This window comes from Vibrio sp. FF145 (genome assembly GCF_041439075.1).
Classification (GTDB): Bacteria; Pseudomonadota; Gammaproteobacteria; order Enterobacterales; family Vibrionaceae; genus Vibrio; species Vibrio tasmaniensis_A.
In genome coordinates this window covers 1-10547 of the sequence record NZ_JBGONH010000074.1, presented here as the reverse complement: position 1 = coordinate 10547, position 10547 = coordinate 1, and the positions used below count along the sequence as shown (strand labels likewise).

9 protein-coding genes are annotated in these 10547 nt (G+C 43.1%); 4 read left to right on the top strand and 5 right to left on the bottom strand.

Features of this window, described 5'->3' with window-relative positions:
* Window positions 1–178 precede the first annotated feature (178 nt).
* Complete coding sequence (locus ACED42_RS20065; protein WP_371703899.1) at window positions 179–1006, top strand: alpha/beta hydrolase; 828 nt, start codon at window positions 179–181, stop codon at window positions 1004–1006.
* A 116-nt stretch (window positions 1007–1122) separates the two neighbouring features.
* Here the strand turns inward: ACED42_RS20065 and ACED42_RS20060 are convergent, their stop codons facing one another.
* The 3 genes from ACED42_RS20060 to ACED42_RS20050 all read right to left on the bottom strand — a co-directional run bounded on the left by ACED42_RS20060 (window position 1123) and on the right by ACED42_RS20050 (window position 7207).
* Window positions 1123–3999 carry an amylo-alpha-1,6-glucosidase gene (locus tag ACED42_RS20060; protein WP_371703897.1) on the bottom strand — a complete coding sequence of 959 codons (2877 nt, stop codon included), beginning with the start codon at window positions 3997–3999 and terminating at the stop codon, window positions 1123–1125.
* Window positions 4000–4029: 30 nt separating this feature from the next.
* On the bottom strand, window positions 4030–5208 hold the full coding sequence (gene malE / locus ACED42_RS20055) for a maltose/maltodextrin ABC transporter substrate-binding protein MalE (protein ID WP_371703895.1): 1179 nt from the start codon (window positions 5206–5208) through the stop codon (window positions 4030–4032).
* Between the two features lie 367 nt (window positions 5209–5575).
* On the bottom strand, window positions 5576–7207 hold the full coding sequence (locus tag ACED42_RS20050; RefSeq protein WP_371703893.1) for an alpha-glucosidase: 1632 nt from the start codon (window positions 7205–7207) through the stop codon (window positions 5576–5578).
* 194 nt (window positions 7208–7401) lie between these two features.
* On the opposite strand from ACED42_RS20050, the gene ACED42_RS20045 reads away from it, so the two are divergent.
* From ACED42_RS20045 to ACED42_RS20035, 3 genes are all read left to right on the top strand, one after another.
* Window positions 7402–8319, top strand: coding sequence for a LysR family transcriptional regulator (locus tag ACED42_RS20045; protein ID WP_017096266.1), 918 nt, complete (start codon window positions 7402–7404; stop codon window positions 8317–8319).
* Window positions 8320–8492: 173 nt separating this feature from the next.
* A complete protein-coding gene (locus ACED42_RS20040; protein ID WP_009845862.1) occupies window positions 8493–8741 on the top strand; it encodes a prevent-host-death protein in 249 nt (82 codons plus the stop codon).
* Between the two features lie 11 nt (window positions 8742–8752).
* Window positions 8753–9091 carry a type II toxin-antitoxin system RelE/ParE family toxin gene (locus tag ACED42_RS20035; RefSeq protein WP_017096265.1) on the top strand — a complete coding sequence of 113 codons (339 nt, stop codon included), beginning with the start codon at window positions 8753–8755 and terminating at the stop codon, window positions 9089–9091.
* A 164-nt stretch (window positions 9092–9255) separates the two neighbouring features.
* On the opposite strand, the gene ACED42_RS20030 is transcribed toward ACED42_RS20035, so the two are convergent.
* Both ACED42_RS20030 and ACED42_RS20025 read right to left on the bottom strand, forming a co-directional pair.
* Window positions 9256–9501 (bottom strand): hypothetical protein, encoded by a 246-nt coding sequence (locus ACED42_RS20030; RefSeq protein ID WP_009845860.1) that lies wholly within the window; start codon window positions 9499–9501, stop codon window positions 9256–9258.
* Window positions 9502–9795: 294 nt separating this feature from the next.
* Window positions 9796–10542, bottom strand: a complete 747-nt coding sequence (locus ACED42_RS20025) for a lysostaphin resistance A-like protein (RefSeq protein ID WP_371703906.1) — start codon at window positions 10540–10542, stop codon at window positions 9796–9798.
* Between the last annotated feature and the right edge of the window lie 5 nt (window positions 10543–10547).

Sequence of the window (10547 nt, the reverse complement as noted above, 5' to 3'; positions counted from 1 at the left end):
GTTAGCTTAAGAGCTTAAGAGCTTAAGAGCTTAAGAACTTAATAGCTTAGTAGGCTTAATGGCTTAGCAGCCCAGTATCTTAGTCGCTTAGATAGAGATAGAAATAAAGATAGAACGCTCCTTTAAAGGGGCGTTTTTTATATCTGAATTTATAGACACTTCAAGTTTAGAGGTCGTTATGCAATCTGAATTGATTATTATCGATGAGTTCTTTATTCCACAGTTGAATCGAACTCGAACGCTCCGCATTTACCTTCCTGCGGGGTATCACCAAGCAGAGCACGCTTATCCTGTCTTATACATGCATGATGGGCAGAATGTCTTTGAGGAGTCTACAGCGAAGTATGGGATGTGTTGGGACGCACAAACGACACTCGATGAGATGCAAAGGCTCGGTAAGTTATCTGGGTTAATTGTTGGCGCCATCGACAGCAGTCATGAGCTTAATGGCATGGAGCGTTATAATGAGTATTCGCCTTGGCGCGCTAACCAAGAGACAAAAGAGTTGGGTGTTGGTGATGAGCTACTTAAATTTGGTGGTCAAGGGGACGAGTATATGGCGTTTATCTGTCATACATTGAAGCCTTATATAGACCAAACATACAGAACAAAGCCGAACCGAGAGTTTACGTACCTAGCTGGCAGTTCAATGGGCGGGCTAATTAGCTTATATGGTGGCTCACTGTACCAGAATACCTTTGGCGTGCTTGGGGTTTTCTCTCCGGCGTTTTGGTTCAATAAACCCTCATGCTTCGAGTATATGAAAGAGTTTAACTTTCTGTCTCCAATGAAAATATATATGGATATGGGAACGGATGAAGCTCGTGAAGAGACAAGCGTGGATTTTGCTGACGTTTATCTGAGTGGTTCAAGGGAAATGAACACGTTACTCACTCAAAAGCCGAACGTGACGCTGTTTTATCAAGAAGGGCAAGGTCATCAACACAATGAACTGGCTTGGTCGTTGCGATTCCCGGATTTTATCGACTTTATTTTTAGACAATAAAAGAAGGCCTAACTCCGTTTTGTCTTCGTAACCGGTGTATTAGGCCTGCTTTTTTATCGCTTTATAGCCGTATCACTTTATACGTCTATAAAGCGATAGGCTTAGTATCAGCAAAGCTAGCCCTTGGCTGCTGACAATTGTTGCTTATTGCGCTTGTTCAACAAGTAGTCCTTGCTCATCAAGCTGTTGTGTTGCCTTGCAAAGTCGGGCTTAGCAAATTGTAAATCGCGTAAGATGGCGTTATTTGGCTTTGGTTGAATCTCAAACTGCGCTTGTTTGTCGTTGACCGTGACCTGTTGTTGGTGACTGTCGATCATGATCTCTAACGATTGTGTTAATGGTGTCGAGATTACGGCAACAGACTCATGGTTTATGTCTAGCGTAAGCACCAATGTGATTTCGGGACTTACCGTATCTTCTAGATTTGACTGAATCTTGTAATGAGAAATCCCATTTTTGGATTCAAATGACAGTCGTAGCTGGTTTCCTTGACCAAAAGGCAACGAAGCCACTAATTCGCTCCAACAACTTGGGAAGTTTGGTGTTAGGTGTATCTGATTGTCCAATAAGCGTGGGCAATATCCCAAATAGTCCTGTTGCGCGTTACGAGCGTATTCTGAAACGGACCAGGCTTGAGCAAACGTCCCTGATTCTACAAGGTCGCGGTCACTATCTTGGAAAGCGTCTAAACTCTCACTCATTGTCCCTCTACAGCCTTGTGTAAGGATCTGTTTTGCCAAGTTTTTGGATAGTTGGTAACTGAGATCTTGCTGCTTAAACTTATTGAGCGCCGTAATGGTAAAGCCCGCATTCCACCCCCAGATCGTCCCGTTGTGATAAGCCGCGTCCTTGTGGTACATAGCTTGATTGTCGTGATAAGGATGAAAATCGACATGCTCTTGTTGTAAGGAGCAGATGCCCCATGGGAACAATAGCGTTTCTACCGCGTTCTTGACGATGTATTGCTCTCTTTCATTCTGATTAAGCGGACGTTTCTGAGGAATTGAAATCGTCATCAACTGATTCGGGCGCACGCTATAATCAGGCACATCACCTTGCGATAAATGGTCGGCTAGGCGATGGTTTTTATCATCCCAAAACTTGGTGGCGAAACTCTCTTGCACTTTTCCTGCTTGGATTGTCCAGCTCTTTTCTGATTCAGAGTCGCCCACCAGAATAGCGAGTTGAATAGCGCAGTTTAAGCTTTCAAACCACAAAGCTTGGATGTCATTGGCTTTAGGCCCGCGAGGAGACCAAGGTGTCATCCCATCAATTTTTGCATCCATCCACGTATCAGGGTGGCGATGTGCCATCAGACTGTCTTTATTCGAATAATCTTCATTCAAGCCATCTTTACTCAAGCTATCTTTATTCAAGTAATGTTTTTCGACACCCGTGATGAAACGCTTGAGAGTGGGATAAATGGCCTTAGCGAACGCCACATCGCCAGAGTAGTTGATGTACTCAAGGGCTTCACGAATCATCCAAGGAGTACCATCGGTGGTGTTATAAATGATGTTCGTTTTACTGGTCACTCGATTCGGGATTCGGCCGTAATTCGCGGAATTTTCGTCGAGCATCTGCATGGACGCAAAGTTTTCAATGATCTCTTTTGCTTCACTAAACAGCCCATTAACCAAGCTTGTGCCCGACAAAGCGATAAAGGTGTCACGGCCCCAGCAGTCCTTGAACCAAGGTAATCCAGCCCAAATGCCCGTGCCGAACTCATGACTCACAAAGGTTCGGCTTGCAAGGCGCGACCACATAACCGCTTGGTTGTATTCAAGGTCGTTGGTCCACAAATAATTATTGGTTAAGAACTCATAAATCCGCTGTTGGTGAAGAACGTGTTCGTTATTTTTGACGGCTTGATTAACCAATGAACTAGCGGCTTTAAGGGTTTCAGCAAAGCCGAGGTAGACGATGAGTTCAGTTTGTTTATCTGACGTCGTGAGCATGAGTTTTGTATTGCTCTCTGAGAGCTGAACTAGATCGCGAAGTTCAGGGTGAGCGTCTAGCGAGATCTCTCGTGCATGTACTGCATGATTGCTTGCGATGGCGACAAATCTTGGGCAGCCGTCTGGACAAACTTGGGGGCTGAGTTCTATGACGATATTTGAGTCTGAAATATGAACTTTAGAGTGCGTTGTCGGTATGTTGAGTTCTGGAATTAGGCTTAAAGCGCTCGGTTTGTTTGATGAAACCGTAAGCGATACAAGTCTAGAGCCTTGAATCAGGTTCAGCGACTCTCGACTATTCTCATAATGATGCTCAATACCATAAGGCGTCAGGCTGGCACGTTCAGCCTCTAACTTATTATTGAACTTGCCGTCGATATAGCTAGCGAAGGTTCCCAGTATCCAACCTTGGTGGTGACGATATTTGCCACCGTTTACATAGCTATAGGTTGCTCCATGATAGTAACCATCGACATTATCCCCGAACACAAACGGAAATGACTGTGTCTCTGAGATGGTGAGTTCTTGGAACAGTTGGTCATGTGGCATTGCAAATTCAGGGTGTTGCCAGTGAGGTAGCGTCTCCTCAATCTCAGCCTCAATCAGGTGAGTATCAATAGGCTCACGTTGAGGTGTTGATAGATCATTGTATTCCCCCTTGGTTACGGTGATCGTTGGCGTCGAAGAGCCAAATTGCACCTTCAAGGAGTATTGACCAGCGACAGCGGGAGAGAGCAGCAGATCATTGCCAATACCTTGTGTGTTGATAAGAGGCATCGCTTGTTCTAATTCGCAGAGTGTGGCTTCACTTTCATGCCCTGAAAGCGTCCATTGCTTGGTGCCATCTGAATCCGAAATTTTGAAGCGATAAAGGTCGGTAGATAAGCATAAGTTTGCTCTGTAAGAGCCGTCTTGCTCTTTGAACAATGGGGTGTCTAACCCCCAGCCATTGAACGTACCTTTTAGGTAAAGAGTAGGGATTTGCATAGCGAGTTGATTTCCAAAACAAAAAAGGCACAGCATGCGCTGTGCCAAAGGACAATAGGATATTAATAAAAAGAAAGGTTATTTGGTGATTTGTTTCGCTGCTGTGTCTAGTGCTTCTCTAACGGTTTGCTTGCCCTGCATTGCGTTATCGATAGCCGCACCTTCAGCGAACCAGTAAGCCGTCATTTGCGGGATGTTTGGCATAATTTCGCCGTTTTCAGCATTCGTCATGGTTGATTTGATGCGATCATCGCTCTCAAGAATTTTTTGGAATGATTTTAGTGTCACCGCGCCAAGAGGCTTGTCATCATTCATGGTTTTCAGAGCGTCGTCTTGGAATAGGTAGTTCTCTAAGAACTCGACAGCAAGATCAGTATTTGGACTCGCAGCATTGATACCCGCACTTAGGATTCCAACAAATGGGTTACCTTTACCGCCATTTAATGTCGGCAGCTCCGCAACGCCATAATTAACACCAAGCTTGTCTAAGTTACCCCAAGACCAAGGGCCATTAATGGTCATTGCCACATTGCCGTTGGTGAACTCTGCTTCTGCGACTGAGTAATCCATATTCGGGTTAACTACCTCTTGGTTTACCATGTCAACTAAGAATTGAAGGCCGCGAACACCCGCTGCATTGTTAACACCTGTGCTTTTAGCGTCATAGCCTGTTGCTGTTTTTTCAAACGCAAAGGCACCACCAGCAGAGATCATCGGCCACGTGAAGTACGCATTTTTCACATCCCACATGATGGCTTTTTTGTTTTGCTTAGCCATCTCTTTCTGAATGTCAGCAAGCTCTTCCCATGTTTTTGGTGGGTTTGGAAGTAGGTCTTTGTTGTAGATTAGAGAAGGTGCTTCGATTGCTAGAGGGTAGCCCACAACTTTACCGTTGACTGTCACCGCATCCCAACTGAAGTCGACAAGCTTTTCTTTGAATTCTTTACTTGGATTAAGTTCGTGAAGTAGCCCTGATTCTGCGTAGCCACCAAAACGGTCGTGTGCCCAGAAAATGATGTCAGGGCCGCCGCCTGTTGCTGCGTGTTGTTGGAATTTAGCTTCCAGTGAGTCTGGGTACTGAACGTTAATTTTTACACCAGTATCTTCTTCGAATTGTTTACCAATTTCAGCAAGACCGGCATAACTTTTATCGCCATTGATCCAGATTGTGATTTCACCTTCTTCCATAGCAAAAGCCGGTGCATTGAAAAGAGTAGCAAGGGTACAAATAGACAGTGTTTTCAATAGAGGTTTCATAATTTCATTCCATATTCAGAAGGTTATCCATAACGATAATCACTTCTATCAGTTCTTATTATCTGCTGAAAATAATATCGACTAATTTAGCCTTTGAGAAATAGGTAAACGCACCTTTGATATAGTAAAAAGCTATAGCAATGCCGATACAGTGCTGTTTTACAGGCGATCGCCATAGTTTTGTGAAGTGGCGCGTATAGAGAAATGTGAAGGCGGGCTCAAACTATTTTTGGGTGATGAAAGCCATCCAAAACTAAGCGTTAGGTTGCTTAGGTTAAGATGTGAAATGTTGGAGAGAATCGATGGCTTTGGGTAATAAAAAAGGCAAGGAGAACCTTGCCTTTGGTGTGTTGAATTTAACGTATGATTACAGTTTTACAGCAAATGATTCATACGGTGCCAGTTCAAGCTTGGCCGACAACTCAGTGACCGTTTGATAGTTATTGATCAGACAATCAAGCGTCTGAGTTTGGTATTGTTCAGGTATATCCAGTGTCAGGTTGTCGTTTGAGAAGTTACAAACTACAAACAGCTTTTCACCATCCAACTCACGGACGTAGGCGAAAACCTTGTCGTGTTCTTCAAAAACAGGAATGAATGAACCGTAGACAATCGCTGGGTGAGCTTTTCGTAACTCTATCAATGTCTTGTAGTGATAAAATATGGAACTTGGATCAGCCAACGCACTTTCGACGTTGATCTCTGGGTAGTTTGGATTCAGCTCAATCCAAGGTGTTCCGTCAGAGAAGCCTGCATTAGGTTGGTTGTTCCAGTGCATGGGTGTTCTAGCGTTGTCACGGCTGTTCTCGTGAATGGCGTCCATCATGTGTTCATGAGTAACACCCGATTCCGTTTTTACTTTATAGAAATTGTGCGTTTCAATATCTTTATATTGGTCCAGATTGTCAAAAGCGACATTGGTCATGCCAATCTCTTCACCTTGATAAATGTAAGGTGTACCTTTTAAGAAGTGCAAACACGTCGCCAGCATTTTTGCTGACTCAACTCGGAAGTGTTTGTCATCACCGTATTTTGAAACCAAACGTGGTAAATCGTGGTTGTTCCAAAAAAGGGAATTCCAACCACCATCGGCCAGCTCTAGCTGCCACTTGGTCAGCACATTTTTGAACTCTCGAAGATCAAGCGAAATAGGGTTCCATTTGTCACCGTTTTCCCATGTCAGGGTAATGTGCTCAAATTGGAATACCATAGAAAGTTCATTTCTACCTTGTCCGCTGTATAGCTTGGCTATTTCTGGTGTTGCGCCCCAAGTTTCTCCTACGGTTAACAAATCCTTGTTACCAAAGGTCGCCTGATTCATTTGTTGTAATAGCTTGTGCAGCCTTGGTCCGTTACCAGTGATTCCTTTATCGATCTCCTTACCAATAAGATCAATCACATCTAAGCGGAAGCCGCCGATGCCAAGGTCAATCCACCAGTTCATCATAGTATGAACTTCTTCTTGAACCTTCGGGTTTTCCCAGTTCAAATCTGGCTGACGTTTCGAGAATAGATGGAAGTAATATTGTTGTGTGAGTTCATCCCACTGCCAAGCACTTCCGCCAAAGATCGAACCTTGGTCATCCGGTGCGCTGCCATCCGGTTTTGCATCGCGCCAAATGTAATAGTCTCGATACGGATTGTCTTTTGAAGAGCGTGCTTGCTCGAACCAACGGTGCTCATCTGACGTATGGTTTACCACTAGGTCCATAACAATCTTAATGTCGCGTTCTTTCGCTTCGTCCATCAGGCGTTTCATCTCTTCCATCGTGCCAAACTCTTCAGCAATCGCTTGGTAGTCGGAGATGTCGTAGCCGTTATCGTCCATTGGAGATTGATAAACAGGAGAGAGCCAAATGACATTAATGCCCAGTTCTTTAAGGTAATCGAGTTTGCTGATGATTCCATTTAGGTCACCGATACCGTCATTATTCGAGTCTAAAAAGCTACGCGGGTAAATTTGGTAGACCACTGCGTCATGCCACCATTTCTGTTCCATCTCAATGTCCACTTAATAAGTTAATTGACCTTACTATAGTGATTTCATCTTACACTGGGAAATAGCATTACTAATGCTCTCTATAGAAAAATCCTATATCATGAGCTCTATCCGCTGCGCACTGTGTTCAGTGGTTTAATTTGTTGAATTTCTAACCTCGCATTTTGTGATCGAATGCAAACTAAGAGAATCCTATGAACAAGCTATACCGATACTTTCTGATGGTTGCGCATACTGGCAGTATTAAAGGTGCCGCGGAAAAGCTGAATATTAGCCAGCCCTCCTTGACCGCTGCGATCAAGAAATTAGAGAGTGATGTTGGTGTGGCTATTTTTACTCGTAAGTCAAAAGGCGTAGAGCTTACCGAGTACGGGTTGTTGTTTCGGGAGTTTGCACAAGAACAGCAAGAAAAGCATCTGTCGTTAATGCACCGCTTTACCGACATGCAGCAGCGCCAATCCGGTAAATTGAAGCTCGGCACTGGGGAAGCTTGGTGGGAACAATTTGTTTGCAAGGCGGTTGAGGAATACAAGCAACAAGAACGAATGGGCTCGCTACATTTGGAGTTCGGTAACAACTTGTCTTTGATGCACCATTTGGTTCAAGGCGATATCGACTTGTTTGTTGGCCATGAAATCTATGGGCTGCATGAGCGATGCAAAGTAACGTTTTACCCACTCTTTCAAGACAAAGAAGCGGTGTTTGTTCGAGCTAACCATCCATTGCTAACGAAGAAGCACTTAGACCCGATCTTGTTAAGGCGTGAGGTGTTGGCGTTTCCAATACTCCAAGTGACCCCCGATCACTCTCGACATAACTCTGTACTGTCTGACCACGTAAATTCACAGCCTGGCGGGCGTGATACTGAGATGGTTGGGCGAGATGTCTATGACGTTGACTCTCTTTTTGCGAGTTTAGATATGTTGAGAATGTCTAATGCTGTCATGCCATACAGTCATAAAATGTGTGACTGGATGAAAGACAAAGGCTTCGAAACCTTACTGATTGATGACTCTAAGTTAGGAAACGTTGGCCTCTACGCGAAACAGGGAGCGGAAGACCTCAAGATCAAGACGTTCATTGAGATCTTACAAAAAGCCAATTTTGATTAAGCATTACATGAAATACGAAACTCCTTTTGGTAAGCGTCCTGTTTTGGTTGTGCAAGGTGGTTTAAATAAAGTCTAAATTTGAACTTGCAGTGATCTGGTAGTACAATATAGCTATTGAATGAGTGATGACATTCAACTAACTAAAGCAACAAATACAAACAGGGTGAGTGATTATGGACACAGCAAATGTAGAAACCGTCAGTTTCTTAAAAAAAAATGCGGCTAACTTGCCTTTAAGTGAACCACTAACGATCACGCAAAATGGAAAACCTACGTATGTAGTTGAGTCGTATGAAGACCATAAAAAACGTCAAGATGCCATTGCGCTAATGAAACTGGTTAGCTTTGCAAAAAATGATGTTGTTCAAGATCGTGTAACTTCGTCTAGAGATTTAAGAAGTCGATTAGCTGCCCGTAAGTAACAAAGGTAAATATGACTCATAAAGTAGAAATTCAATACACGGAAACATTTGAAAATTCGCTAAATGATTCGATTGATCACCTAACTCAATGGAATGATGAAAAATCAGTCATTGAAGGGGTTGAGAGTCTTTTAGATGCCTTTGAAGAAAATGTGAGCCATAACCCTGACATGTACTCTAGATGTTCTGAGCTTGTAGGGTTGGGGGTCACTAGTATCAGAGAGTTCAAAAAATCGGGCTTTAGGCTGTTTTATGAGGTGAATAATGGCACGGTTATAGGCCTGGTCTTATTAAGGCAAAAACAAGACATATCAATGGCTCTCGTTGATTATTGCATCATACATAAATAGAGTTATAGCAGAGATTTAGCTGATGTACTTATAACCCCGTTTAGTGACTTACAGGGTGTGTTTTAATTCGAGTTAAGTGGCTGTTGTTAAAAGCTTTATGTTGTGTTCGCTTTAAAATCCAAAGGCTATCAGCCGTAATAGAAAGCCCCTCTACACCCATTCGCTTACTCTTTGGTCTGGTGACCTGTTTTCTTCGCAAACTTTTGCATAGCCTCAGCAAAGGTTGTTGCCCCACCTTTAGCTTGTACCTGTACTACCTTATACCCCAATTTTTCTAGCGCTTGGCGCTCTGCTAAAACAGCGTCATCGTCTTGCTGGCTGCCCTGTGCTGGTTGATGAAGGTAACACCCTTCTAGTTGACCATCTTCGACCAGTTGGTGGTGTTTCAGTGCATTGATATCAAAATTCATAATCAGTCTTTTCGTGTAAATGGGGAATACCTTTGGCAAAGCCCGCAAGTATCTATAATTCGATTGTTTGTACCATAAGGCATTTTAACCATAAAAAGCGAATGGAAAAACAGTAAACCAGTGGAATGTAATCGGGAGCGGTTAACCTTAGAAAGGGGTGAGGTAACAGAGATCGTGCTGGCTCGTTTTTGGACATAAATGTGTCAGAAACTTTACTATCGAGGTGTCGATAAGTGTGGTGATTTCATTGATTATTGCCTCAGTCCTTATAGTGATGAAGCGGTTACTAAAACCTTATTGTATTGATTTTTCCTTGCGTTTAATAATCAATAGTGCCAAAAAAGATACAGCTAATGCCATTATAGAAACGGTTGTTCCGATGTTCCCACTTGGTGCAAAGTCCCAATCATTAAAGAAAAATGCGGGTACGATAAAAACTTCCACTGTATATATCCACAAATTATAAATCGTATGAAAAATTATAGCGCTATATATACTCATGTATTTCAGTAGAACTATTGATGCAGTGATACCTAGAGAAAAAGCAACGACAGGGTCTTCATGGCCGTAGGCGAATAAGAGTGACGATAAAATTACGCCTACAAACTTGTTTCTCAAAAGTAAGCATATGCTACTTAGCAAGATAAACCTGAAGAAAAACTCCTCTGATAACGGAGCTAATATAACGGTTTCGAAAAGATAATTTAGTTTCTCGCTTACTTCCAGTTCACCACTAACGAGAAATCCTACGATATAGTCGACTTCTTGCCCCGTGATATATTTCCGGATAAATTCCATATAGAACAACGTGATACAAGCCACGCCAATCGCTAGCACAGTAATTGGGAATACATGATGAGTAAAAGAGGAAACTTGTGGAGTTACTGAAAAGAGGCTATTTTCACTTTTCTTTAAAGTAAGCATCATCACAAACGCCACCACCCAAAAAAGGCCTCGAAGATCATTAAAACCCATGTCGCCCCATAGGTAATATGTAAGCGTGTCATGAACCCCGCATTCTAATCTTTCAGCGCGAAGAATAAGAT